Source organism: Jiangella sp. DSM 45060 (genome assembly GCF_900105175.1).
In the GTDB taxonomy this organism is placed as follows: Bacteria; Actinomycetota; Actinomycetes; order Jiangellales; family Jiangellaceae; genus Jiangella.
Genome location: NZ_LT629771.1, coordinates 3,226,699 through 3,252,487, shown reverse-complemented (window position 1 = coordinate 3,252,487; position 25,789 = coordinate 3,226,699). Strand labels below are relative to the sequence as shown.

Sequence of the window (25,789 nt, the reverse complement as noted above, 5' to 3'; positions counted from 1 at the left end):
GTGATCGACCACCCTGACACGGTCGTCGCGTGGATCGAGGCGGTGGTGCGTGCCCACGGCGGCCGCCCGGCGCTGATCCACGACGGCACCATCTGGAGCTACCAGGACCTGTGGTCGCGCGCGGAGGACGCCGCCCGGCGCCTGCTGTCCGGCGGCCTCCGGCCCGGCGACACCGTCGGTCTCCTGGGCGCCAACGAGCCGGCGTACATCGTCAACTACCTCGGGATCGCCCGGGCGGGCGGTACCGCGGTCCCGGTCAACGACCGGCTCGACGGCGCGACGGTGCGCAGCCTGCTCGTCTCGGTCGACGCCACCCGCGTGTTCGTCGGCCGGGTCGACCCGGCCGTCCGGGACGACCTCGCCGGGACGTTCCAGATCCTCGCCATGGAGGGCGGCGACCCGGTGCAGCGCCGCGGCCGGCTGCCGGTCGCGGGGCCGGGGACGCCGGCCGCGATCATGCTGACCAGCGGGTCGACCGGGCGTCCGAAGGGCGTCGTGCACACCCAGGGCACCATGTTGCACGCGACCCAGCAGCTGACCTCGGTCTTCCCGTTCCGCTCCGACGACCGGTCGGTGGTCTTCCTCCCGCTCTACGCGTGCATCCCGGAGCAGGTGCTCCCGGTGCTGTGCACCGGCGGCGCGCTGGAGATCCTGCCGCGGTTCGACATCGAGCGCGTCGCCGACGCCTGCACCAAGGCGACCACGTTCGACGCGGTGCCGACGATCCTGAGTCGGCTGATCGAGCACGCACCGCCGGAGAAGCTGGCCCACCTGCGGTGGGTCATGTTCGCGTCGGAGCACATGCCGGTCACTCTCCTGCGCCGCTGGTGGGAGGAGCTGCCGGGTGTCGAGACGCACCAGCTCTACGGGATGACGGAGGTGCTGCCGCTGTCGGCGGCGCCGCACCGGCTGCTGCGCCGCGAGCCGTCCACCATCGGGCGGGCGTTCCCGACGACGCGGCTGAGCGTCGACGACGTCTCCTCCGCCGGCGGCGCGGACGGAGGCGAGCTGATCGGCACCAGCCCGGCCCAGATGGTGGGGTACTACAAGGACGAGGTCGCCACGAAGGCGGCGCTCGGACCGGACGGCGCCATGCGGACGGGCGACCTCGGCCGCATCGACGAGCGCGGGCTGGTGTTCCTGACCGGCCGGAGCAAGGACATCATCATCTCCGGCGGCATCAACATCGCGCCCGCCGAGATCGAGGCCGTCGCCGCCCGCCACCCGTCGGTCGAACGGGCGGTCGTCGTGGGCGTGCCGAGCGAGCGCTGGGGCGAGACCCCCGTCGTCGTCGCCGTGCCCCGGCCGGGCCGGGCGCTCACGGCGGACGACCTGCTGGGTCACTGCCGGTCGCTGCTGTCCAGCTACAAGCGACCCACCGGCGCCGGGCTGATCGATGCCCTCCCGACCACCGGAATCGGCAAGGCGGCCAAGGACGCGGTGCGGAAGATGATCGTGGAGGGGAAGATCACCATTGTTCGAGTCTGACCAGATCGAGACGCTGGTGGCCAAGGGCCGCGCGGGCCACTGGGCCCCGCTCGCCCGGGCGGTCACCGTGGTCGAGAACAGCCCGCCCTGGGAGGTCTCCATCCCGCGGGCGTCCCGGCCCTGCCACATCGTGGGCATCACCGGGCCGCCCGGCGCCGGCAAGAGCACCCTCACCGGCCGCCTCATCGAGTCCTTCGCCGACGACGGCCAGCGGGTCGCCGTGCTGGCGATCGACCCGTCCAGCCCGCTCAGCGGCGGCGCCGTCCTCGGCGACCGGGTGCGGATGGAGACCTATCTGAACGGCCGGCCCGGCGTGTTCGTGCGCAGCCTGGCCAGCCGCGGGTCGCATGGCGCCGTGGCGGGGTCCACCCGGAACATCGCCCGGCTCCTGGAGCTGTCCGGCCTGTTCGACATCGTGCTGATCGAGACGGTGGGCGCGGGCCAGACCGAGGTCGCGATCGTCGAGGTCGCCGACACCGTGCTGCTGGTCACGGTGCCGGGGCTCGGCGACGCCGTGCAGACGATCAAGGCGGGCCTCATGGAGGTCGCCGACGCTTTCATCGTCAACATGGCCGACCGGCCCGGCGCCGCGGAGACGGCGCGGCATCTGCGCCTGGCCGCCGGCCGGGTGGACGCCGTCTACAAGACCGTGGCCATCGAGGGCACCGGGGTCGACCAGGTGCGCGACGGCATGTACGCCCGGTGGCGCTCGCTGCTCGAGGACGGGCAGCTGGAGGCGCGGCGCCTGGAGAAGTGGGGCTCGGACGCGGCACTGGTGGCCGAGGCCTGGGTCGCCGACTGCGCCGCCGCGATCGCCCTGGACCCGCACGCGACCATGCAGGACTCCGTGGACAAGATCTTGAAGGAGGCGTCACGCCGATGGAGCCGATGAACGAGGACGACAAGCGCTGGGACGAGCGCGTCGAGGCCTGGAGGACCGGACGGGTCGCCGCCGACTACCAGCGGATCCCGCCGCGGCGCTCGGAGTACACGACCCTGTCCGGCGCGCCGGTCAAGGACGTCTACACCCATGCCGACATCAGGCACCTGGACCCGGCTGAGGACATCGGGCTCCCCGGCGAGTACCCGTACACCCGCGGCGTGCACGCCACGATGTACCGCGGCCGGCCGTGGACGATCCGCCAGGTGGCCGGCTTCGGCCAGGCCGAGGACACCAACAACCGGTACAAGTACCTGCTCAAGACCGGCCAGACCGGTCTCTCGACCGACTTCGACCTGCCGACGCTGCTGGGCTACGACTCCGACCACGAGGTGTACCGGCGCGAGGTCGGCCGCATCGGCGTCGCCGTCGACACCGTCGTCGACATGCACGCGCTGTTCGACGGCATCCCGCTCGACCAGATCTCCACGTCGATGACGATCAACCCGTCGGCCGCCGTCGTGCTGGCCATGTACCGGGTGGTGGCCGACGAGCGGGGCATCCCGGGCCACGTGCTCACCGGGACCACCCAGAACGACATCCTCAAGGAGTACATCGCCCAGAACGAGTTCATCTTCCCGCCGCTGCCCTCGGTGCAGCTGGTGGTCGACACGATGGAGTACGGCGCGGACGTGATGCCGCGGTTCAACCCGCTCAACGTGTGCGGCTACCACATCAGGGACGCCGGCTCGACGGCCGTCGAAGAGGTCGGCCTCACCATCAGCAACGCGCTGTGCTATCTCGAGCACGCGGTCGAGCGCGGCATCGACGTCGACCGGCTGGCGCCGCGGGTGTCGTTCTTCTGGGACGTGCACAACAACTTCTTCGAGGAGGCGGCGAAGCTGCGGGCGGCCCGCCGGCTGTGGGCGCGGCTCATGCGCGAGCGGCTGGGCGCCAAGGATCCCCGATCGTGGCTGATGCGGGCGCACTGCCAGACCGCCGGCGTCTCGCTCACCGCGCAGCAGCCGTACAACAACGTCGCCCGGACCGCGATCCAGGCGATGGCCGCCATCCTGGGCGGCACCCAGTCGCTGCACACGAACTCCCTCGACGAGGCGCTGTCGATCCCGTCGGAGAGCGCGATCAAGATCGCCGTACGCACCCAGGCGATCATCCTGCACGAGACCGGCGTCGCCGACGTCGTCGATCCGCTCGCCGGGTCGTACTACGTGGAGTCGCTCACCTCCCAGATCGAGGAGGACGCGCTCGCGCTGATCGAGCGGATCGACGCGATGGGCGGCATGATCGAGGCGGTCCAGTCCGGCTACGCGGTGCAGCTGATCTCTGACTCCGCCTGGGAGCAGCAGGTCAAGGTCGAGAGCAACGACACCATCACCGTCGGCGTGAACGACTACGTCGACGAGGACGAGACCCAGGACATCGAGATCGACCGTCCGGTGCCCGGCGTGATGGAGCGCCAGATGGCGCGGCTCGCCGAGGTGAAGCGGTCCCGCGAGGACCGGCAGGTCACCGCGGCACTGCGCGCGATCGAGAAGGCCGCCCCCGACCTGCACCACAACCTGATGCCGCTGATCGAGGACGCCGTGCGCGCGCGGGCCACGGTCGGCGAGATCTGCGACGTGCTGCGCGGCGTGTGGGGCCACCACCAGCCGTCGACCGTGTTCTAGAGGAAGGACGAGACCATGACATCCGCCACCGATGGACTGCCGCCACTCAAAGTGGTGATCGCCAAGCCCGGGCTCGACGGGCACGACCGCGGCGCCAAGGTCGTGGCGCGGGCGTTGCGCGACTCCGGGATGGAAGTCGTCTACACCGGCATCTACCAGAGCCCGGAATCGATCCTGCGCGCGGTCGTCCAGGAGGACGCCGACGTCCTCGGCCTGTCCAGCCTGTCCGGCGCCCACCTCGAGTACGCCAGGGACCTGTGCGCGCTGCTGAAGGAGAACGACCGCCAGGACGTCCTGTTCGTCGTCGGCGGCACCATCCCGCCCGAGGACGCCGACACGCTCAAGGGCTACGGCGTCCACGAGGTGTTCGGGCCCGGGACGCCGACGGCCGAGCTGGTCGAGTACATCTCCAGCAACGCCCGACAGGCACGGCTGGCGTGACGGGCCGGTCGCGCGATCTCGGCATCGTGGTCGGTGACCTCCCGACCGGCCGGCACAACGCGATCACCGACGTCGCCGGCGTGCGGGTGGGGCACCACACGGTGCGCGCGGGCGACGGGCCGCTGGTCGTCGGCGAGGGACCGGTGCGCACCGGGGTGACCGTCGTGGAGCCGCGGCCGCGGGTCTGGGACTCGCCGGTCTTCGCCGGCTTCCACCGGCTCAACGGCAACGGCGAGATGACCGGCCTGCACTGGATCCGGGAGAACGGGCAGCTCACCACCGCCATCGGGCTGACCAACACGCACTCCGTCGGCGTGGTCCGCGACGCGATCGTCGCCCGGCTGCACCGGGAGCGGGGCGACGACGAGCTCTACTTCCACCTTCCGGTGGTGGCGGAGACCTACGACGGCCTGCTGAGCGACATCAACGGCCAGCACGTCACGGCCGCCCACGTCGACGCGGCCTTCGACGCGCTGTCCGCAGGGCCGGTGCCCGAGGGCTCGGTCGGCAGCGGCACGGGCATGATCTGCCACGAGTTCAAGGGCGGCATCGGCACGTCGTCGCGGGTCGTCGGCGGCCACACCGTCGGCGTCCTCGTGCAGGCCAATCACGGCCGGCGCGGGCGGCTGCGGGTGAACGGGGTGCCGATCGGCGAGCGGATCCCCACCGACGAGGTCCCGTCGCCGTTCGACGCGGTGGTGCGCTCGGCCCGGGGCAGCGGGTCGATCATCGTGCTGATCGCGACGGACGCGCCGCTGCTGCCGCACCAGTGCGAACGGCTGGCCCAGCGCGGCGCGCTGGCCGTCGGGCGGACCGGCGGGTCCGGCGAGAACGGCAGCGGCGACCTGCTCCTGGCGTTCTCCACCGGGAACGACGGCCTGCCCCGGGTCGGCCTGGTGGAGCCGGGCCCGGACGAGATCCCGCTGCGCATGGCCGGCAACACCGTGATCAACGGCCTGTTCGACGCGGTCATCGACGCCACCGAGGAGGCGATCCTCAACGCCGTGGTGGCCGCGGAGACCAGCGTCGGACGCGACGGGATCACCGCGCACGCCCTGGACCACGACCGCCTCCGCGCGGCCTACGCCGGATGACGCGCCCGATGCCGCGCGACGCCGCCCCGCCCACCGTGGCCGCGGTGATCGCCGCGTACCTGAGCGAGCAGGGGATCGAGCGGGTGTTCAGCCTGCCCGGCTCGCACATGAAGCCGATCTGGGCGGAGCTGGACGCGCGCGGCGTCCGGGTCGTGACGGCGCGGCACGAGGTGGCCGCCGTGCACATGGCCCAGGCGGAGGCCGATCTGCGGCACCGCCTCGCCGTCGCGATCGTCACGACCGGGCCGGGGCTGACCAACGCGGTCACCGGGATCGGCTGCGCCTTCCTCGCCGGTTCGCCGGTGCTCGTCATCTCGACCCGCCCGCCGGACGAGCAGGCGGGCATGGGCGCCCTGGAGGAGATCGACCAGGCGGCGATCGTCCGGCCGGTCTGCCGGGCGGTGGAGGTGGTCCGGTCGTGCCGGCACGTCGTCGACCGGCTCGACCGCGCCGTGAGCGCGGCGCTCGGCGACGACGGCCCCGGCGGCCCGGTGTACGTCGAGTTCGGCGCCGAGCTGCTGCGCCAGGATGCCGCGCCGCCCTACACGGCCTATCCGCGCCGCACGAGGGCGCGCCGGCCACCGGAGGCCGCCGCCGTCGAGCGGGCCGTCGACGCGATCGCGGCCAGCACCCGGCCGCTGGTGCTCGCCGGTCGCGAGGCGCTCACCGTGCCCGGACCGCTGGCCGAGTTCGTGCGCACGACCGGCGCCCTCTACCTCGACACCCGGGCGAGCCGGGGCGCCCTGTCCGAGAGCATCCCCACGTTCGTTCCGGCGGCGCGCGCCCGGGCGATGGCCGAGGCCGACCTGGTGATCACGGTCGGCCGGCAGCTGGATTTCGAGACGGCGTACGGGTCGCCCGCGGTGTTCGCCGCGGCCGAGCGGTTCCTGCGGATCGGCCGGAACTCCGAGGAGGTCCAGGCCAACCGCCGCGGCGACGTGGAACTGCGCGCCGATCCGCACTCGGCGCTGGAGGCTCTGGTGACGGCGGGCGCGCGACCGGCCGCTCCGGATCTCGGCTGGCGCGACGACGTCATGAGCGGCAACGCCGCGAAACGGCGCCGGCTCGGCGAGACGATGCGGGCCCAGCAGGCCGCCGCGGACGGCGGGCTGCACCCGCTCCAGGTCATCCGCGCGCTCAACGAGCACATCGACGACACCGCGATCGTGATCGTCGACGGCGGGGACATCCTGTCGTGGTCGCGATCGAGCCTGACCACGCCCACCTACCTGGACCTCGGGGCGTTCGGATGTCTCGGGGTGGGCGTGCCGTTCGCGGTCTCGGCGTCGCTCAACCATCCGGACCGCACGGTCGTCGCGCTCGTCGGGGACGGCGCCCTGGGCTTCAACGTCATGGAGCTGGAGACCGCGGTCCGCGAAGGCGCGCGGTTCGTCGTCGTCGTGGCCGACAACAACGCGTGGAACATCGAGCGCGCGGACCAGGTCCGCAACTACGACGGGCGGATCATGGGCACCGAGCTCGGGCCGTCTGCCTGGGACCGGCTCGCGGAGAGCCTCGGCGTCGCCGGCTACCGCGCCGGCAGCGTGGACGACCTGGAGACGGCGCTGGGGGAGGCGTTCGCGCACGCACCCGCGCTGGTCGCCGTCCGGGTCTCCCGCGAACCGATCTCCCCGGACACCAGGAGCGGCCTCGCCCTGGTGCCGGAGTTCCACGCGCTCGCCGCCTGGGACGCGGCCGAGCGGGCGTGGTTGTCGGGTCCGCGTCATGGGGACGTCGAGTCGTGAACCGGTGAGGTGGTCAGCGCATGGTCAGAACCCTGTTGTCGCACATCGGCGCCGTGGCGCGCGCCCACCCGAACGATCCGGCGCTGATCTGCGACGGCGAGACCTGGACGTACGCGCAGTTCTGGTCCCGCACGGAGGAGCTGGCCCGAGGACTGCTCGGCCTCGGGCTGAGACCGGGGGAGCCGGTCGGGATCATCGGGCAGAACGAGCCGGCCTACATCGCCGCCTACCTGGGCATCATGCGGGCCGGGCTGGTCGCGGTCCCCGTCAACACGATGCTCGACCTCGCGTCGATCCGCGACCAGCTCGACCTCGTCGGCGTGCGGACGATACTCGTCGGCCGGATCCCGGCCGAGCTCCGGGACGGGCTCGAGGAGTCCCACCGGCTGCTGGAGCTGTCCGCGCCGCCACGCGGGCCGGGCGGACCGCCGCTGCCCCGGATCGGACCGGACGCCACCTGCAAGATCATGCTCACCAGCGGCTCGACCGGACGGCCGAAGGGCGTCGAGCACACGCACGGATCGATCTTCCACACGGCCCTGCAGATGACGGCGGCGCTGCCGTTCGACCGCGGCGACCGCGGCCTGGTGTTCCTGCCCCTCTACACCTGCATCCCCGAGCACGTCCTGCCCACCCTGTGCGCCGGCGGCTCGCTGGAGATCCTGCCCGGCTTCGACGTCGAGCGGGTCGCCGACGCCTGCACCCGGGCGACGACGTTCGACGCCGTGCCGACGATCCTCAGCCGGCTGCTCGAGCACGCGCCGCTGCGCAAGCTCGCCGGGCTCCGGTGGATCATGTTCGCCTCCGAGCCGATGCCGGTCCAGCTGCTCCGGACGTGGTGGGAGGTGCTGCCTCGGGTGGAGACGCACCAGTTCTACGGGCTGACCGAGCTCGTGCCCGTCACCGTCGCGACACACGCCATGCTGCGGGCCGAGCCCGCGACCGTCGGGCGTGCCTTCCCGACGACCGAGGTGGCGCTCGACCCGCTGGAGGGCCACGGCGACGGCGGGGAGATCCTCGCGGCCGCTCCCAGCCGCATGCGCGGGTACTTCGGCGACGCCGCGGCGACGAGCGGCGCGCTGACGGCGTCGGGCGCGCTGCGCACCGGGGACCTCGGCCGGGTCGACGACCGCGGGCTGGTCTTCCTCACCGGCCGGCTCAAGGACATCATCATCTCGGGCGGCCTCAACGTCGCTCCGGCCGAGATCGAGGCGGCGGCGTTCGGCCACGGAGGCGTCCAGGAGGCGATCGTCGTGGGGATCCCGAGCGTTCGGTGGGGCGAGACCCCGGTGGTCGTCGCCGTGCCGAAGGCGGGCAGCGGACTCACCGCCGAGGGCCTGCTCCGGCACTGCCGTGAGGCGCTGCCGAGCTTCAAGCGTCCGTCGGCGGCCGCGCTGGTGCCGAGCCTGCCGGTCACCGGGATCGGCAAGGGCGACAAGGCGGCGGTGAAGCGGCTGATCGCGGACGGGACGATCGAGCTCGTGGGCGTGTGACGACGTCAGCCCGTGCCGGCGGGCGTCGCCGGCACGGGCGGGGCCTGGCCGATCGACGGCGCCGCGCCGCGCTTGAGGTCCTGCATGTCGCGGACGACGTCGCTGACCATGCGGATGGACGCGGCGTCGAGCACGTTGCCGAACTCCATGACCTTGACCCGGCCTTCGAGCTGCTCGCGCAGCTCGCCCATGCCGTCGGGGATCACGACGAGGTCGATGCCGTCGAGGTGCTTGTCCTCGATGCCGTCGAGCACCTCGATGTTCTTGATGCCGGAGTCGCGCAGGGAGTCGCGGACGGTGACGGCCTGCTCGTCGGTGCGGTACCAGATGCCGACCGTGCCGTTCTTGGCCACCGACGCGATCTGCACCAGCGTCTGGACGTGCGGTGCGACGACGATGGCGACGATCTCGGTGTTGGGGCGGCGCATGAGCGCGCGCACCTCGGCCAGGTGGAAGAACGTCGTGAGGACGAGGTCGGCGCGCTCCTCCTCGGGCTCGAAGGTGCCGAGCACCAGGGGCTTCACCTTGACGCCGATGTTGGCCTCGAGCTCGCTGGCGAAGTACTTGGCGCGGTCGACGTTGCACTCGACGAACGAGACCTTCAGGAGGTCGTCCTCGGCGCGCAGCGCCAGGCTCATGACCAGCGACTGGATCTCGGCCGCGGACAGACCGAGCTCGATGCACTCGCGGGTGGCTGTCTCGAGCAGTTGCCTGGCCTGGTCGCGGGCCAGCGAGCCCTCGCGCTCCGGACCGGGCCCGACGACGATCGTCCCCGTGCGCCCGCGCCCCTCGACCAGGCCGATCTCGCCGAGTTCGGCATAGGCCCGGGCGACGGTGTTGCGGTTGATGTGGAGGTTGTCGGCGAGGAGACGGGCACTGGGCAGGGCCTGGCCGGGCGCGAGGTCGCCGGTCTCGATCATGAACGACAGCTGCGTGACGATCTGCCGGTAGATGGGCACATCGGAGTGCAGGCTCACCTGAATCTTGTCGACCACTGCTCGCTCTCCCTCTACGGAAGGACGTATCCGCCCAGCACAAGTACACCACTGCCGCTGCGCGGAGTCGACCTAGCCGAGTGAGCTCAAGCAGCTGAGCGGGTTCCGTCACCCGTTTTGGCATAGATCATAGGGCGAATCGGCCGCTTCGGCGCGTCGACGGGCGGGGAGATCTTCCGGAGCGGGTCGCCGAGTGGCGACCTGGGCTGCGCTTCGGCGGCGGGTGGCGTCGACCCGGCGTTGGGGCTGTGGGGTGCGGTGGGCTGTAGGGCCGGTGGCGGGGTTGGGTGTCGGGTGGGGTGACGTCATGGCCAAGGGGTGGCGCTGGTGTCACGGCGTCGACCCGGGCGGTGGGCTGTGGGGCTGGCGGTGGGGGGTTGGGTGTCGGGTGGGGTGGCGTCATGGCCAACGGTTGGCGCTGGTGTCACGGCTCGATGGCGCCCACCCCGGGGTGGGCGGGGCGCGGTGAGCCGCCGGCCTGACTGACCGGCGCTCGCCGGAGGGCCTGCGGGGTCGCGCCCGGCCGTGCGTCCATGCCCGCGACAAGGCGCGACACCTGCGACCGCCGCTGATCACGGCCGGCGCTCGCGTGGGGTGGGCGATCGCGTCGTCCGCCTCACGAGAACCTGTGCCATTTCACCCTAAGGCGATAGACCCGGTATCGGCCCGGTCGATCAACCCCCGATGTCGCTCGGGTTGCCGACATGGTGGCTGGATGGGGTGGGTCAGCTGCAGAGGGGCGTTGGTCGTATCGGTCCGAAGTCAGGCGTGTTGCCCGGATATCGACTGCCTGTCTCGGGCTTTGGTTGGACCACTCAGTTAGGTCTTGACAGGCATAGGCAATCAGACAATGCTGTGCTCCACGTTACGACATGGGCCAGCTAGACACAGGCCGGAGCGACGAGAACCAGGCTCTTCGCGGAGTCCCGTGAAGGGACGCGGATTCTCTGCCACGACAAGCGAATGGTGTTGAGATGTCCGAGACGAACCGTGTTCCGAAGCGCGGACGGCGCCGCGCGCAGATCATGTCGTGCGCCCTCGGCGTCACACTGCTCGCGGCGTGTGCCGGCGGCGGTGGCGGCGGCGGCGCCGACGACCAGGATCCGGCCAGCGGCGGGGCCGGGCCGGCCTCGACGGCCAGGACGGTGGACCCGGGCCAGCCGGTCTCGGACCAGCAGATCCCGCACCTGAACGTGGGCCTGGCCGGCAAGGTGACGCTGGTCGACCCGGCGGAGAACATGGAGTCGGGTCTGTTCGTCAACCAGCTCGGCCTGGAGCCGCTGCTGCGGATCGACCCGGAGGGCCGGCTGCAGCCGTGGCTGGCCACTGAATGGGAGCAGGTCAGCGACACCGTCTACGAGTACACGCTGCGTGAGGGCGTGACGTTCTGGGACGGCACCGAGCTCACGGCCGAGGACGTCAAGTACTCCTGGGACCACGTGCGGGCGCCGGAGAGCCGCCGCGCCAACTACTTCACCACGGTCGACACCATCGAGGTGGTGGACCCGCACACGGTGCGGGTCACGCTGACCCAGCCGGACGCGTCGTGGCAGTACGTGCCGGCGATGTGGTACTCGGTGATCTTCCAGAAGGAGTTCGCCGAAGAGGCCGGCGACGCCTTCGGCCAGCCGGGCACGCTCCTGGTGGCGACCGGCCCGTGGAAGTTCGACAGCGTCAACCCGGCGACCGGGATGGAGCTGTCGGCCCACGAGGACTACTGGGGCGGCAAGCCCCCGGTCGACCGGATCTCGATCAAGGCCTTCGCCGACGACAACAGCATGGCGCTCGCGCTGCGCTCCGGGGCGATCGACATCACCCCGACGGTGGCCGGCCCCACCGGCTTCGACGCCGCCGCCGGCGGCAACTCCGTCACGACGGTGCCGACCTGTGCCAACACGCTGCTCAGCATCCCCACACAGAGTGAGCCGTGGAACGACGTGCACGTGCGCCGGGCGGTCGCGTACGCGATCAACCAGGAGGACATCATCGCGGCGGCCCAGGGCGCCGCGGCCGGACCGGCCGAGCACGTGATCTCGGAGCGGCTGCTGCGGACGCTCGGCTCCGGCGAGGAGATCGACGCGGCGCTCGAGGGGGTGCGGACCTACTCGTTCGACGTGGAGGCCGCCAAGGCCGAGCTGGCGCAGTCGTCGGTCCCGGACGGGTTCAGCTATGACCTCACGGTGGTCGCGGCGTCCGCCGCCATCGCCGAAGTGATCGCCGCCCAGCTGGGCGAGATCGGCATCGACATCACCGTCGAGGTCCTCCCGGACACCGCGTATTACGCCGCCCTCGGCGAGGACGAGAAGCCCTTCACGTTCTTCGCGACCGGCCCCTGCGCGCCCGACCCGAGCTGGGCCGCCCTGTTCGTGGACACCGACGAGGCCGGGCAGCCGGTCGGGCTGAACTTCGCCGAGTACGCGCCGCCGGAGGTGACGCAGCTGCTCGCCGACGGGCTGCTGGAGCAGGACCCGCGGGAGCGGCTGGGCATCTACGCGGAGGTGCTCCGGCACCTGGGCGAGGACGTTCCGTACGTGCCGCTCTACGCCGAGGGCAACACCTACGGCTCGACCGACTACGACCTGGTCGAGTTCAGCAGCTTCTGGTCCAACCTGCCCTGGGTGCTGAACCTCCTCCCCAAGTAGCGGGTCCGTTCCCGGTCGAACAGCCGTGGTCGTGAGACGAGGAGTGAGCGCATGTCCGAACCGACGAGAACCAGGGGATGGCGCGGACGCCGGGCGCGGATCGTGTCGGGTGTGCTCACCGCCGCACTGCTCGCGGCCTGTGCCGGGAACGGCTCCGCGGGTGACGGCGGCGACGGGGCGGCCGGGGGCGGCGAGCGGCCGGCGGACACCGCACGGACGGTCGAACCGGGCGCACCGGTCTCCGACGAGCACATCGAGCAGCTCGACGTGGGCATCCCCGGCAAGGTGACGCTCGTCGACCCGGCGGACAACATGGAGGCGGGCCTCAACGTCAACCAGCTCGGCCTGGAGCCGCTGCTGCGGATCGCCCCGGACGGAAGCCTGCAGCCGTGGCTGGCCACCGAGTGGGAGCAGGTCAGCGACACCGTCTACGAGTACACGCTGCGCGACGGCGTCACGTTCTGGGACGGCACCGAGCTGACCGCGGAGGACGTCAAGTACTCCTGGGACCATCTGCGGGCGCCCGAGAGCCGGCGAGCGACGTACTTCGCCCCGGTCGACACCGTCGAGGCGGTCGACGCCGACACGGTGCGGGTCACGCTGAAGCAGCCGGACGCGTCGTGGCAGTACACGCCGGCCATGTGGTACTCGGTGATCTTCCAGAAGGCGTTCGCCGAACAGGCCGGCGACGCCTTCGGCCAGCCCGGCACCCTGCTGGTGGCGACCGGGCCGTGGAAGTTCGACAGCGTCAACCCGGCCAGCGGGATGGAGCTGTCGGCGTACGAGGGCTACTGGGGCGGCACGCCGCCGATCGACCGGATCTCGGTGAAGTCGTTCGCCGACGACAACAGCATGGCGCTGGCGCTGCGGGCCGGTGAGATCGACATCGCACCCGTCGTCGGCTGGCCGACCGGCTTCGACGCCGCCGCCGGCGGCAACACGGTCACGACGGTCGAGACCTGCGGCACCGCCAGGCTGAGCATCCCGATGCGACGGGCGCCGTGGGACGACGTGCACGTGCGCCGGGCGGTCGCACACGCGATCAACCGGGACGACATCGTGACCGCCGCTCAGGGCGCCGCGGCCGGCCCCGCGGTGTACACGATCGCCCCGCGGCTGCTGCGGACGCTCGGCACCGAGGACGAGGTCCAGGCCGCGCTGGACGCGATCGAGACCTACCCCTATGACCTGGAGGCCGCCAAGGCCGAGCTGGCCCAGTCGACGGTCCCGGACGGGTTCGGCTTCGACCTCACCGTTCCTCCCGCGTCGGCCGCCATGGCCGAGGTGATCGCCGCTCAGCTGGGCGAGATCGGCATCGACCTCTCCGTCGAGGTCCTCCCCGACACCGCCTGGTACGCCGCCCTCCGCGAGGACGTCCGGCCGCTGACGTTCTCCGCGACCGGCGCCTGCACGCCGGACCCGGACTGGGACTCGATCTTCTTCGACACCGACGCGTCGGGCGAGCCGATCGGGCTGAACATGGCCCAGTACTCCTCGCCGGAGGTCACCGCCCTGTGGGCCGAGGGCCTGCTGGAGCAGGACCCGGCCGAGCGGTTGCGGATCTACACGGACCTGCAGCAGCAGATCGCCGAGGACGTTCCCTACGTGCCGCTGTACGCCGAAGGGACGACGTACGCCTCCACCACCTACGACATCGTCGAATACCACAGCTACTTCTGGATGAACCTGCCCTGGGCGCTGAACCTGGTGCCGAAATGACGGCGCCGCGCGGCGTGATCACAGACGAGGAGTGAGGCATGTCCGGATCGACCAGTACCAGGGGGTGGCGCCGGGCGCGGGTCGTGGCCTGTCTGCTCGGCGCGGCCCTACTGGCCGCGTGTGGCGGCACCGGCGCGGCGGACGACGACCCGGCCGGCGGCGACGGCGACCACCCCGGGGCCGCGGCCAGGAACGTCGACGCCGGGAAGCCGGTGTCGGACGAGCACATCGCGCACCTCACCGTCGGCATCTCGGGCCAGATCCCGCTGGTCGACCCGGCGCAGAACATCATGTCCGGTCTGTACGTCAACGCGAACGCGCTGGAGACGCTGCTGCAGATCGACGGAGACGGCAACCTCGCGCCCTGGCTCGCGGCCGATTGGCAGCAGGTCAGCGACACCGTCTACGAGTACACGCTGCGCGAGGGCGTCATGTTCTGGGACGGCACCGAGCTGACGGCGGAGGACGTGAAGTACGCCTGGGACCGGATGGCGCCGTCGTCCGGCGGGACCAGCACGATCTTCGCCGCCGTCGCGAGCATCGAGGCGCCGGACAGGTACACGGTACGGGTGACGTTGCGGCAGCCGGACGCGTCGTGGCAGTACGTACCCGCGATGTTCTACTCGGTCATCTACCAGAAGGCGCACGCCGAGCAGACCGGCGAGGAGTTCGGGCGCCCGGCCACACTGGCGGTGGGCACCGGCCCGTGGAGGTTCGACAGCCTCAACCCCACCAGCGGGATGGAGTTGTCGGCGCACGAGGACTACTGGGGCGGGAAACCGCCGATCGACCGGGTCTCGGTGAAGTTCTTCACCGACGACAACAGCATGGCCCTGGCGATGCGGGCCGGTGAGATCGACATCGCTCCGGGCATCGGCCAGCCCGAGGGCTTCGTCGCCGCGGCCGGCACGGCCACGACGTACACGACGGCCACCTGCGCGACGTCGCTGGTGGCCATGCCGACCCGGACCGCGCCGTGGGACGACATCCACGTCCGCCGGGCGGTCGCACACGCGATCAACCGTGACGACATCATCGCCGCCACCCAGGGACAGGCGGGGGCGCCGCTGCACACGCTGATCGCGCCGCAGCTGTTCGAGTCACTCGGCACCGAGGAGGAGGTCGAGGCGGCGCTGGAGGAGGTCGAGACGTACCCCTACGACGTCGAGGCCGCCAAGGCCGAGCTGGCGCAGTCGTCGGTCCCGGACGGGTTCAGCTACGACTTCACGATCCCCGGCGCGTCCTCCGCCGTCGCCCAGGTGATCTCGGCTCAGCTGGCCGAGATCGGCATCGACGCCACGGTCGAGGTCGTCCCGGACACCGCGTGGTTCGGGATGATCTCCGAGGGCGACCCGATGCTCACCTTCAGCGAGACCGGCGCCTGCACGCCGGACCCGGACTGGGACTCGCTCTTCCTGGACACCGACGACGCGGGTGAGCCGATCGGGCTGAACCTGGCCCAGTACACGCCGCCGGAGGTCAAGGCGCTGCTCGAGGAGGGACTGCTGGAGCAGGACCCGGCCGAGCGGCTGCGGATCTACACGGAGCTGTCGAAGCGGGTCGCCGAGGACGTTCCGTACGTGCCGGTGTACGCCGAGGGCAACACCTACGCCTCGGCCGACTACGACATCGTCGAGTACGACAGCTTCTGGATGAGCTTCCCCTGGCTGCTGAACGTGGTGGCGCGATGACCGGCCGCGCCGTCCTGCTGATGATCGGCAAACGTCTGGTCGCGCTGGTGGTCCTGGTCGCGATCCTGTCGTTCCTCGTCTTCTCGCTGGTCCACATCGCCCCGGGCACCGCGGTCGACGCCTATCTGGGCGGCAAGCCGGCCACGCCGGAGCTGGTGCAGCTGCTGACGGAGCGGTACCACCTCGACGAACCGTTCTTCACCCAGTACTGGCTGTGGCTGAAGGACGCGCTGATGTTCGACTTCGGCGAGTCCACGCTGACGACGCTGCCGGTCACCGACGAGATCGGGATCCGGCTGGGACCGTCGGCGTTCCTCGCCGTCTACGCCTACGTCCTGACGATGATCCTCGGCGTCGTCCCCGGGATCATCGCCGCGCTGCGCCAGCGAAAACTACTCGACCGCGGCCTGGTGGCAGGGGCGGTCGTGGCGCTGAGCACGCCGCCGTTCGTCATGGGGATCCTGCTGCTGTACCTGTTCGCCGTCCTGGTACCGATCTTCCCGGCCGCCGGTCGCGGCGAGGGGTTCTTCGACCAGCTGTGGCACCTGACCCTGCCGGCGCTGGCGCTCGCCCTGTGCGTCGCGGCGTTCCTCCTGCGGCACACCCGCGCCTCGATGATCAACGTGCTGGACCAGGACTACATCATGTTCGCCCGGGCCCGGGGCCTGAGCTGGGGACACGTGCTGTTCCGGTACGCGTTCCGGAACGCGCTGATCCCCGTGGTGACGGTCTCCGGGGCGCTGCTCGCGTTCTTCTTCGCCGGAGCGGTGTTCGTGGAGGCGACGTTCTCGCTGGGCGGCATCGGTGAGCTCCTGGTGCAGTCCGCCCAGTCGAGTGACATGCCGATGATCCAGGCCCTGGCGATCCTCATCGCGGTGCTGATCGTGCTGGCCAACCTGCTCGCGGACCTCGCCTACGTGGCGATCGACCCGCGGATCCGCTTCGAAGGGAGGTCGTCATGACCGAAGCGGCCGTCACGGCGCCGCGGCAGCTGACCAGGCGGCGGACGAAGAGCCGTCCGCCGCTCCTGATCGGCCTGTGTCTCGGGTTCATGACGCTGGTCCTGATCGTGGCGATCTTCGGCGAGGCCCTGGCGCCTCAGGACCCGTCCCAGCAGGACGTGCTCGGCAGCCTGGCCCCGCCGAGCGCCGAGCACTGGCTCGGCACGGACGGCCTGGGGCGCGACGTGTTCTCCCGCATGCTGGCCGGAGCGCGGTCCGCGATCATGGGGCCGCTGGTCATCGCCGTGGTCGCCATGGTGTGCGGCAACCTGCTCGGACTCCTGGCCGGCTACCGCGCCGGGCTCGTCGACTCGTTGCTGATGCGCTGGGTCGACCTGATGGTGGCCATCCCGTCGCTGCTGATCATCATCGTCGTGGCCGGCGCGCTGGGTGGCGGCTACTGGCTGGCCGTCGCGCTGCTGACCGTCCTCACGATCCCCACCGACGCCCGCGTCATGCGCGCCGCCACGCTCGAGCAGGTGCCGCGTCCGTACGTCGAGGCGGCGAAGACCCTGGGTGTGTCGAACGGCCGGATCATGGTGCGGCACATCTGGCCCAACATCGCCGCGACCGCCGTCGCGAACTCGGTCATCATCTTCGCCGGGTCGCTCGTGGCCATCGCCGGCCTGTCCTTCCTCGGCCTCGGCGCCGAGCCGGGCACCCCCGACTGGGGCCAGATGCTGTCGGAGAACCAGCCCCTGCTGTTCACCAACCCGGTCGCGAGCATCGCGCCCGGCATCGCCATCGCACTCACCGCCACGGCGGTGAACCTGATCGGCGACTGGGTGTACGAGAAGATGTCGAGGCGAGGAGCAGCCCGTTGAGCCCCCACACCGAGCCCACACCCAGCTCCGGCCGTCCCGTCCTCGAGGTCGAGGGGATGCGGATCGAGCGCACCGACCTCGGCGCCCCGATCGTCACCTCGCTGGACCTGCGGCTGGCCGCGGGGGAGAGCATCGGCATCGTCGGCGAGTCGGGCAGCGGGAAGTCGATGAGCGCGAAGGCCCTCATCGGCCTGCTGCCCGAGGGTGTCGTCGCGAGCGGGACCGCCCGGTTCGACGGCCAGAACCTCCTCGAGCTGTCCGAACGGCAATGGCGCGGCATCCGGGGCCGCCGGATCGGCATGGTCATGCAGGATCCGTTCACCATGCTGAACCCGGTCATGCGCTGCGGCCGGATCCTGGAGGAGTCGCTGCTCCCCGAGCGGCGGCTGAGCCGCGCCGAGCGGCGGGCCGAGGCGATCCGGCGGCTCGCCGAGGTGGGCATCACCGACGAGTCGGTCGTCGAGCGATACCCGTTCCAGCTCTCCGGCGGCATGCGCCAGCGCGTCGCCATCGCCGCGGCGCTGGCCCGGGACCCGAAGGTCCTGATCGCGGACGAACCCTCGACGGCGCTGGACGTGGTCACGCAGCGCGAGGTCCTGGCGTTGATCAAGCGGATCCAGGCGGCGCGCGGCATGGCCCTGATCCTCATCACCCACGACCTGCGGGTCGCGTTCGCGACGTGCGACCGGATCCAGGTCCTCTACGCGGGATCGCTGGTCGAGACGGGCCGGGCGGACGACGTGCGCGAGCGGCCTCGGCATCCGTACACGCAGGGCCTGCTGCTGTCCGAGCCCCCCGCCGACCGCCGGGTGCGCCAGCTCGTCGCCATCCCCGGCTCGGTCCCGTCGGCGGCCGACGTACAGGACCGCTGCTCCTTCTCGTCCCGGTGCCGCTGGGCCGAGGACGTCTGCCGGACCGGGGTGCCGCCGCTGGCCGAGGTGGGCGACGACCGCCACTCGCGCTGCATCCGGCTGCCGGAGATCGGGGCCGAGATGGCCGCGCTGCTCAGCAAGAGCGAGGAGCGCGCCGTGGTGCCGGCCGAGGGCCGCTCCGACGGTGTGCTGATCGACGTCGTGAACATCCGGAAGGTCTTCGAGAGCGGCGGCCGCACCGTCAGCGCCGTCGACGACGTGTCGATCTCGGTGCGCGAGGGCGAGAGCGTCGGCATCGTGGGGGAGTCCGGTTCCGGGAAGACCACGATCGCCCGGATGCTGGTCGGGCTCGAGTCGCCGTCCGGCGGCGAGATCGTGATCGACGGCATCCCGGTCCGCAGCTGGAGCGCGTTGACCCCGCGCGACCGCCGCAAGCTCCGGCAGACCGTGCAGACCGTGTTCCAGGATCCCTATTCGAGCCTCAACCCGATGCGGACCATCGGCTGGGCGCTCAAGGAGGCGATCACCACCCACGACCGCGGCGGCGGGAACGTCGAGCGCCGGGTCGCCGAGCTGCTGGAGTCCGTCGGCCTGTCGGCGAGCTACGCCCAGCGGCGTCCGTCGTCGCTGTCCGGCGGCGAGCGGCAGCGCGTCGCGATCGCGCGGGCGCTGGCCGTGGAGCCCCGGGTGCTGATCTGCGACGAGCCGGTGTCGGCGCTGGACATGTCGGTCCAGGCGCAGATCCTCAACCTGCTGCAGGAGGTCCGCACCGAACGCGGGATCAGCTGCCTGTTCATCACCCACGACCTGTCCATCGTGCGGCAGGCCTCGGAGTACCTCTACGTCATGCACCACGGCAAGGTCGTGGAGTCCGGGCCGACCGAGTCGGTGCTCGACCACCCCAGCGACGCGTACACCGCCCAGCTGCTCGAGTCCGTCCCGCGCCCGGAGGGCGAGTGGCTGAGCACCCGCGGACTCGAAGTCCCCGTCCAACGCTGACGACAGAAGGGAACTGATCGTGATCAACAGCTACGTCGGCGGCGTCATCTACGACGTCATGGCCCACCACGGCATCCCGGGCAACAGGGCGGAGGTGCTGCGCTCCACCTACCTCCCGCGATGGCGTGCGGGCGGCCTCGAGGCCGCCGTCGTGCAGGTCTCGAACTGGCCGTCCATCAACGCCTACTTCGCGGAGATCGACCGCTCCGAGGGCGAGATCACGTACTGCCGGACGCGGGCCGACTTCGACAACCGCCCGGAGGGGTCGTTCGGGATCTTCCTCTCCCTCGAGGGCCACGGACCGTTCGCGGGCGACTTCGAGGCACTGCACACGCTGGCCGAGCTCGGCGTCACCACGTTCACGTTCTCGCACAACCTGCAGAACCTGCTGTGCACCGGCAGCAACGAGCGCTTCGGCGAGGGCGGGTTCAGCCACCTCGGCAAGCAGACGCTGCAGGAGCTGGAGTCGCTGCCGATGATGATCGACCTCGTCCACATGTCGCGGGCGTCGTTCTGGGACGCGCTCGACCTCTACGACGGCGACCTGTTCGTGTCGCACTCCAACGCCGACGCGCTCTGCCCGCACCCGCGCAACCTGACCGACGACCAGATCAAGGCGGTCGCCGAGCGCAACGGGACGATCGGGCTCAACACGTTCCGCGGCTACGTGTCGCCGGAGCCGATGAAGGCCACGCTGTCCGACCTGCTCGACCACGCGATGTACATGTACGACATGGTGGGGCCGGAGCACCTCAGCATCGGTGCCGACTACTGCGAGTCGCCCGTCGAGATGCTGCTGCCGGTGCTGGACATGATCGACCCCGACGGCGCCCACGGCATCAAGGGCCGCGGCCGCGAGCTGTACACGTACGGCCCGGAGGGTCTGGAGGACGCCAGCAACCTGGGTGCGATCGCCACCGGCCTCGCCGAGCGCGGCCTGACTCCCGACGAGGTCGACCTGGTCTGCGGGGAGTCCTACCTGCGGATGCTGGAGCGGTCGCGCCCGTCGAAGCCCTGATGAACCGCGGCTCGCTTCGGCCGGACGTGCTTGGCACGCCGGGGCGCACCCTTGGCACGTCCGGGCGCTCCACAATTCGGGCATATCCGGCACGATTGGTCACCTTCAACGTGCCAAGGCGGGCGCTAGGTGCGCCGGGGCAGCGGGCAGTCGCCGCAGTAGGCGCCGGGCCGGGCGCGGTAGAACAGGCAGCAGCTGCGCCGCCGGTAGGTGCCCGGCTCGAGCCGGCCGGCCAGCTGCGGGTGGGTGAGCGCCTCCTCGGCCAGCGACATCGCCGCGGGCCCCAGGACGGTGCCCGCGCCACGCAGGGCCGACGCGGCGTTGCCCCACAGGGCGCCGGGAGCGATCCAGCGGCTCCAGGCGCGCACCAGCGGCGTCAGCTGCCGGTCGGCCACCTCGTCGGCGGGCGTCGCGCCGAGGCGCGGCGTGCGGCAGTGCAGCGTCAGCGTGCCCCGGGAGCTGGACCAGCCCAGGGCGCCGGGGTCCAGGTCGAGACCGCGGCCGGTCAGCGCGGCGGTGCCGATGGCGAGACACCACAGGCGCGACGCGTAGCCGAGGAAGAGGGTCGAGACCGCGACGCGGGTCTCGGCGGCGCCGATCCGCCGGCCCAGCTCGCCGATGAGCGCGACGGCGACGTCCGGGTCACGCAGGTCCGCGGTGGGTCGGCCGGCGGCCTCGGCTCCGACGCGCACGACGTAGAACGGCGTGCGGTCGCGGACCCGGCGTACCACCGCCTCCGTGTCACCCATGCGCCTCCTCAAGAACCCACTTCACTAGCTCAATCTAGAGCACATGCTATTGACGCTAGATTGCCATAGCCATACAGTCCAAACACCGCCGATCTCTGGGAGACATCGATGCCGGAAGCCGCGACCAGTCAGTCCACCGCCACCGAGGCCGACAAGGTCGCGGACGCCAAGCCACTGGAGGACCAGCAGTTCGTCAGCCAGCACGCCGTCACCATCGGCGGCGAGCGGATCCAGTACACGGCCAAGACCGGTCGCATGGTCATGCACGACGATGACGAGCAGAGCAAGCCGAAGGTCGCCATCTTCTACACCGCCTACCTGCGCGACGGGGTGTCGTCGACCCAGGAACGCCCGCTGGTGTTCGTGTGGAACGGCGGCCCGGGCTCGTCGACGATCTGGCTGCACATGTACAGCTACGGCCCGCGCCGCGTCGTGTTCGAGGGCGACCCGCTGGTCGACGTCTCGCGGTGGGAGCTGAAGGAGAACGAGCACTCGCTGCTGGACGTGGCCGACCTCGTGTTCCTCGACCCGCCGAGCACCGGCTTCAGCCGGACCGCGCCCGGCGTGGATCCCAAGGAGTTCTACGGCATCGAGGTCGACGCCGCCGTGGTCGGGGACTTCGTGCTGGAGTTCATCGCGCGCGAGAGTCGCGGCGACAGCCCGATCGTGCTCTTCGGCGAGAGCTACGGGACGCTCCGGGCGCCGGCGGTGGCCGACTACCTGCAGCAGGGGCCGGGTCTGTTCGTCGACGGCGTCATCCTGCTGTCGTCGCTCATGGACGTCGCGGGGACGACCTTCGGCGTCGGCGTCAACAACGGCCCGGTCGGCCAGCTGCCCAGCTACGCCGCGACCGCCTGGTACCACGGCGTCATCTCCGGCGACCTGACCACGGTCGTCGCGGAGGCCGAGGACTTCGCCCTGAACGAGTACTCGGTGGCTCTGCTGAAGGGCAGCCGGCTCACCGCCGCGGAGGAGCAGCGCATCGCCGGCCGGCTGTCGGAGCTGACCGGCATCTCGGCCGAGTACTTCCTCCGGGCGAACCTGCGGGTGACGCTCTGGCGGTTCATGAAGGAACTGCTGCGCGACCGGGGACGCACCGTCGGCCGGCTCGACACCCGCTTCACCGGCGTCGACTCCGACTCCGCCGGCGAGGCGTTCGAGAACGACCCCAGCTACACGGCGCCCACCGGCGCGGCGACGGCGGCGCTGACCAAGTACCTGCGCGGCGACCTCGGCTGGGAGGCCGACCGGCCCCTGCTGTACCGGCACATCCGCCCGCGCTTCGAGTGGAAGCACCGCGAGAGCGAGCAGATGGGCATCTGGACGCCCCAGCTCGAGGTGGCCACGTTGCTCCGCGGAGCGATGTACCGCTCACCCCACCTCAAGGTGTTCCTGCTCAGCGGCTACTACGACCTCGGCACGCCGTTCTTCCCGGCCGAGCTGACGTTCGACCACCTGCACCTGCACCCGGACGTGGCGCGCAACGTCACCAAGAAGCGCTACGAGTCCGGGCACATGATCTACCTGCACGAGCCGTCGCTGGCCCAGACGCGCGCCGACCTGGTGGAGTTCCTCACCTCCGTCCGGACGGGCATCGGTGCATGACGGCCGGCGCGCTGTCCGCGGCGGACGTGTTCGCGCCGGCGCGGACGTTCAACTGGCTGCGCTCTGACGGCGAGGCCCTGCTGTGGACCGAGACGAGGCCGGCGCAGGCCCGCACCGTCGTGGTCCGCTGGGAACCGGGCGCCGAGCCGGTCGACCTCACCCCGCCGGGGCGGTCGAGCAGCAACATCGTCGGCTACGGCGGCATCCCGTACGGCGTTGCGCCGGACGGCGAGGTGCTGCTGTGCGACAGTGAGGACCAGCGCATCCACAGCGTGCGCCGCGGCGCGCCCGTCACGCCCGCGGCGCCGGGCAAGAGCGTCCGGTGGAGCGACTTCGTCGTGAGCGGCGAGCACGTCCACGCCGTCCGGGAGCAGCACCACGACGACGGCGGCATCGCCAACGAGCTGGTGCGGGTCCGGCTGGACGGCGCGGAGGACCCCGTCGTCCTCGACGGCGGCCACGACTTCGTGGGCTCGCCGCGGGTGTCGCCCGACGGGACCAGGATCGCCTGGATCACCTGGGACCACCCGCGGATGCCGTGGGACGGCACGCAGCTGTGGACCGCCGCCGTCACCCCCGGCGGCATCGGCCCGGCGACCCTCGTCGCCGGCTCCACCGGCGAGTCGGTCCTCGAGCCCACCTGGACCCCGGACGGCGAGCTGCTCTTCCTCAGCGACCGCACCGGCTGGTGGAACCTCTACCGCGCTGGTGACACCGCTCCGCTGGTGCGCATGGAGGCCGACATGGGCGGCCCCGTGTGGTTCCTCGGCCTGCGCAGCCTCGACGTCTTCGCCGACGGGCGGCTGGTGGTGAAGTGGACGATCGACGGCGTCGAGCACCTGGGCGTCCGGCATGCCGACGGCCGGCTGGACGAGATCGCGACGCCGTACACGCAGTTCGTCTCGCCGACCGTCGTCGGCGACCGCATCGCCGTCATCGCCGCCGGATACCGGCACGCTCCCGCGGTGGTCCTGCTCGACCCGGCCACCGGCGGCGTCGGCGAGGTGGTGCGCGACAACGGCACGGTGGCACCCGAGACCGTGGCGGTGCCGGAGGCCATCACCTACCCGACGACGGACGGGGCGGTGGCGCACGCCTTCTGGTACCCGCCGACGGTGCCCGTCGACGGCCCGCCGCCGCTGATCGTCAACTGCCACGGCGGACCCACCGGCCACGTCGTGCCCGTGCTCGACCTGCGCCAGCAGTACTGGACCAGCCGCGGATACGGCTACCTGGAGCTCAACTTCCGCGGCAGCAGCGGCTACGGGCGCGCCTACCGCGACGCCCTCAAGGGCACCTGGGGCGTGGTCGACGTCGACGACGCCGTGGCGGGCGCCGAGTACCTCGTGGCCAAAGGGCTGGCCGACGGGTCGCGGCTGGTGATCCGCGGCCTCAGCGGCGGTGGCTGGCTGACGCTGTGCGCCATGGCCTTCCGCGACGTGTTCGCGGCCGGCGGCAGCATGAACGGCGTCGCCGACGCGTACAAGATGGCGACGGACACGCACAAGTTCGAGTCCCGCTACCTCGACTCGCTGATCGGCCCGCTGCCGGAGGCGAAGGAGCTCTACACCGAGCGCTCGCCGGTCACGGCGGCCGACCACATCACCGCGCCGCTGATCCTCCTGCAGGGGGAGGCCGACCACGTGGTGCCGGCCGACCAGGCCGAGGCGATCGCCGTCGTGCTGCGCGAGCGCGGCGTCGAGCACGAGCACCACGTCTACGCGGGCGAGGGCCACCTGTTCGCGAAGGCCGAGAACCTCGTCCACGCCCTCGAGGCCGAGCGCGACTTCTACGCCCGCGTCCTGGCCGTGGGCTCGTCAGCGCCAGAAGGAGGAGCGAGATGATCAACATCTACGTCGGCCCCACCATCGCGCACGTGATGGAGGGCCACCGGGCCGACCCGAACGCCCAGATCCTGCGTGAGCACTACCTGGACGCGTGGCGGGCCGGCGGCCTGACCGGGGCCGTCATGCAGGTCTCCGACTGGCCCACGGTCGGCATGCTGCTGTCCGAGGCCCGCGGCTCGGAGGGCGAGATCACGTTCTGCACGTCGCGGGCCGACTTCGACAACCGTCCCGAGGGGTCGTTCGGCCTGTTCATGTCGTTCGAGGGGTACGGCCCGCTGGTCGGCGACTTCGAGGCGCTGGAGACGATGTCCCAGCTGGGCGTCACGACGTTCACGTTCTCGCACAACATGCAGAACCTGCTCTGCACCGGCTGCAACGAGCGCTTCGGCGAGGGCGGGTTCAGTCACCTCGGCAAGCAGGTGCTCAAGGCGCTGGAGTCGCTGCCGCTCATGGTGGACCTCGTCCACATGTCGCGGGCGTCGTTCTGGGACGCGCTGGACCTCTACGACGGCGACATCTTCGTCTCCCACGCCAACGCCGACGCCGTCTCCCCGCACCGGCGCAACCTGACCGACGAGCAGATCAAGGCCGTCGCCGCGCGCAACGGCGTCATCGGCATCACCACCTACCGCGGCTACGTCACCGAGGACCCCTACCGGGCGACGCTGTCGGACGTGCTCGACCACGCGATGCACATCTACGACCTGGTCGGCGCCGAGCACCTGGCGATCGGGGCGGACTACTCCGGGTCGCCCATCGAGATGATCTCGGCCGGCCTCAAGCAGGCCGACCCGGACAACGCCTACGGGCTGAACGAGATCGGCCCGGACGTCTACGCCGTCGGGCCCGAGGGCATGGAGGACGCCAGCCGCCTCGGCAACCTCGTCGAAGGCCTGCGCGAGCGCGGCCTCGGCCAGGCCGAGCTCGACCTCGTCACCGGCGGGTCCTATCTGGCGATGCTCGAGCGGGCCCGGCCCGAGACGGCGAGGTGAGCACGT

At 71.3% G+C, this 25,789-nt stretch carries 19 protein-coding genes; 17 read left to right on the top strand and 2 right to left on the bottom strand.

The window, feature by feature from the left end; genetic code table 11:
• From BLU82_RS14660 to BLU82_RS14630, 7 genes are read left to right on the top strand one after another with little or no spacing between them, the layout of a single operon-like run.
• A complete protein-coding gene (locus tag BLU82_RS14660) occupies positions 1–1,488 on the top strand; it encodes a class I adenylate-forming enzyme family protein (RefSeq protein WP_092621638.1) in 1,488 nt (495 codons plus the stop codon).
• Complete coding sequence (locus tag BLU82_RS35130) at positions 1,475–2,380, top strand: ArgK/MeaB family GTPase (protein ID WP_197682956.1); 906 nt, start codon at positions 1,475–1,477, stop codon at positions 2,378–2,380. Before BLU82_RS14660 ends, BLU82_RS35130 begins: the two co-directional genes overlap by 14 nt.
• On the top strand, positions 2,377–4,056 hold the full coding sequence (locus BLU82_RS14650) for a methylmalonyl-CoA mutase family protein (RefSeq protein ID WP_092625849.1): 1,680 nt from the start codon (positions 2,377–2,379) through the stop codon (positions 4,054–4,056). The genes BLU82_RS35130 and BLU82_RS14650 overlap by 4 nt, the downstream gene beginning before the upstream one ends.
• Positions 4,057–4,071: 15 nt before the next feature.
• Entirely contained in the window at positions 4,072–4,497 is a 426-nt protein-coding gene (locus BLU82_RS14645; protein ID WP_092621635.1) for a cobalamin B12-binding domain-containing protein, read from the top strand.
• Complete coding sequence (locus BLU82_RS14640; protein WP_197682954.1) at positions 4,494–5,591, top strand: P1 family peptidase; 1,098 nt, start codon at positions 4,494–4,496, stop codon at positions 5,589–5,591. Before BLU82_RS14645 ends, BLU82_RS14640 begins: the two co-directional genes overlap by 4 nt.
• Complete coding sequence (locus BLU82_RS14635) at positions 5,588–7,336, top strand: thiamine pyrophosphate-binding protein (RefSeq protein ID WP_092621632.1); 1,749 nt, start codon at positions 5,588–5,590, stop codon at positions 7,334–7,336. Before BLU82_RS14640 ends, BLU82_RS14635 begins: the two co-directional genes overlap by 4 nt.
• A 20-nt stretch (positions 7,337–7,356) precedes the next feature.
• On the top strand, positions 7,357–8,829 hold the full coding sequence (locus tag BLU82_RS14630; protein WP_092621629.1) for a class I adenylate-forming enzyme family protein: 1,473 nt from the start codon (positions 7,357–7,359) through the stop codon (positions 8,827–8,829).
• Positions 8,830–8,834: 5 nt separating this feature from the next.
• On the opposite strand, the gene BLU82_RS14625 is transcribed toward BLU82_RS14630, so the two are convergent.
• Complete coding sequence (locus tag BLU82_RS14625) at positions 8,835–9,824, bottom strand: GntR family transcriptional regulator (RefSeq protein WP_092621626.1); 990 nt, start codon at positions 9,822–9,824, stop codon at positions 8,835–8,837.
• A gap of 974 nt (positions 9,825–10,798) precedes the next feature.
• Here BLU82_RS14625 and BLU82_RS14620 point away from each other — a divergent pair.
• The 7 genes from BLU82_RS14620 (at position 10,799) to BLU82_RS14590 (ending at position 20,590) form a co-directional block, all read left to right on the top strand.
• Positions 10,799–12,466 carry an ABC transporter substrate-binding protein gene (locus BLU82_RS14620; protein WP_092621623.1) on the top strand — a complete coding sequence of 556 codons (1,668 nt, stop codon included), beginning with the start codon at positions 10,799–10,801 and terminating at the stop codon, positions 12,464–12,466.
• A 111-nt stretch (positions 12,467–12,577) separates the two neighbouring features.
• Positions 12,578–14,185, top strand: a complete 1,608-nt coding sequence (locus tag BLU82_RS14615) for an ABC transporter substrate-binding protein (RefSeq protein WP_157740961.1) — start codon at positions 12,578–12,580, stop codon at positions 14,183–14,185.
• A gap of 38 nt (positions 14,186–14,223) precedes the next feature.
• On the top strand, positions 14,224–15,876 hold the full coding sequence (locus BLU82_RS14610; RefSeq protein WP_092621616.1) for an ABC transporter substrate-binding protein: 1,653 nt from the start codon (positions 14,224–14,226) through the stop codon (positions 15,874–15,876).
• Positions 15,873–16,838, top strand: coding sequence for an ABC transporter permease (locus tag BLU82_RS14605; RefSeq protein WP_092621613.1), 966 nt, complete (start codon positions 15,873–15,875; stop codon positions 16,836–16,838). The genes BLU82_RS14610 and BLU82_RS14605 overlap by 4 nt, the downstream gene beginning before the upstream one ends.
• Positions 16,835–17,701, top strand: coding sequence for an ABC transporter permease (locus BLU82_RS14600; RefSeq protein WP_092621610.1), 867 nt, complete (start codon positions 16,835–16,837; stop codon positions 17,699–17,701). Before BLU82_RS14605 ends, BLU82_RS14600 begins: the two co-directional genes overlap by 4 nt.
• Positions 17,698–19,572, top strand: a complete 1,875-nt coding sequence (locus tag BLU82_RS14595; protein WP_197682953.1) for an ABC transporter ATP-binding protein — start codon at positions 17,698–17,700, stop codon at positions 19,570–19,572. Before BLU82_RS14600 ends, BLU82_RS14595 begins: the two co-directional genes overlap by 4 nt.
• 19 nt (positions 19,573–19,591) lie before the next feature.
• Positions 19,592–20,590 carry a dipeptidase gene (locus tag BLU82_RS14590; protein ID WP_092621604.1) on the top strand — a complete coding sequence of 333 codons (999 nt, stop codon included), beginning with the start codon at positions 19,592–19,594 and terminating at the stop codon, positions 20,588–20,590.
• A 125-nt stretch (positions 20,591–20,715) separates the two neighbouring features.
• Here BLU82_RS14590 and BLU82_RS14585 read toward each other — a convergent pair whose 3' ends face one another.
• Positions 20,716–21,339, bottom strand: coding sequence for a (2Fe-2S)-binding protein (locus BLU82_RS14585; RefSeq protein ID WP_092621600.1), 624 nt, complete (start codon positions 21,337–21,339; stop codon positions 20,716–20,718).
• Positions 21,340–21,447: 108 nt separating this feature from the next.
• Here BLU82_RS14585 and BLU82_RS14580 point away from each other — a divergent pair, with 108 nt between their 5' ends.
• Genes BLU82_RS14580 through BLU82_RS14570 form a run of 3 tightly spaced genes read left to right on the top strand, consistent with a single transcriptional unit; the run spans position 21,448 to position 25,783 of the window.
• A complete protein-coding gene (locus tag BLU82_RS14580; RefSeq protein ID WP_092621597.1) occupies positions 21,448–22,944 on the top strand; it encodes a S10 family peptidase in 1,497 nt (498 codons plus the stop codon).
• Positions 22,941–24,788: a prolyl oligopeptidase family serine peptidase gene (locus BLU82_RS14575; protein ID WP_092621594.1), complete on the top strand. Its 1,848-nt coding sequence runs from the start codon at positions 22,941–22,943 to the stop codon at positions 24,786–24,788. Before BLU82_RS14580 ends, BLU82_RS14575 begins: the two co-directional genes overlap by 4 nt.
• Positions 24,785–25,783, top strand: coding sequence for a dipeptidase (locus BLU82_RS14570; RefSeq protein WP_092621592.1), 999 nt, complete (start codon positions 24,785–24,787; stop codon positions 25,781–25,783). Before BLU82_RS14575 ends, BLU82_RS14570 begins: the two co-directional genes overlap by 4 nt.
• Positions 25,784–25,789: the final 6 nt, after the last annotated feature.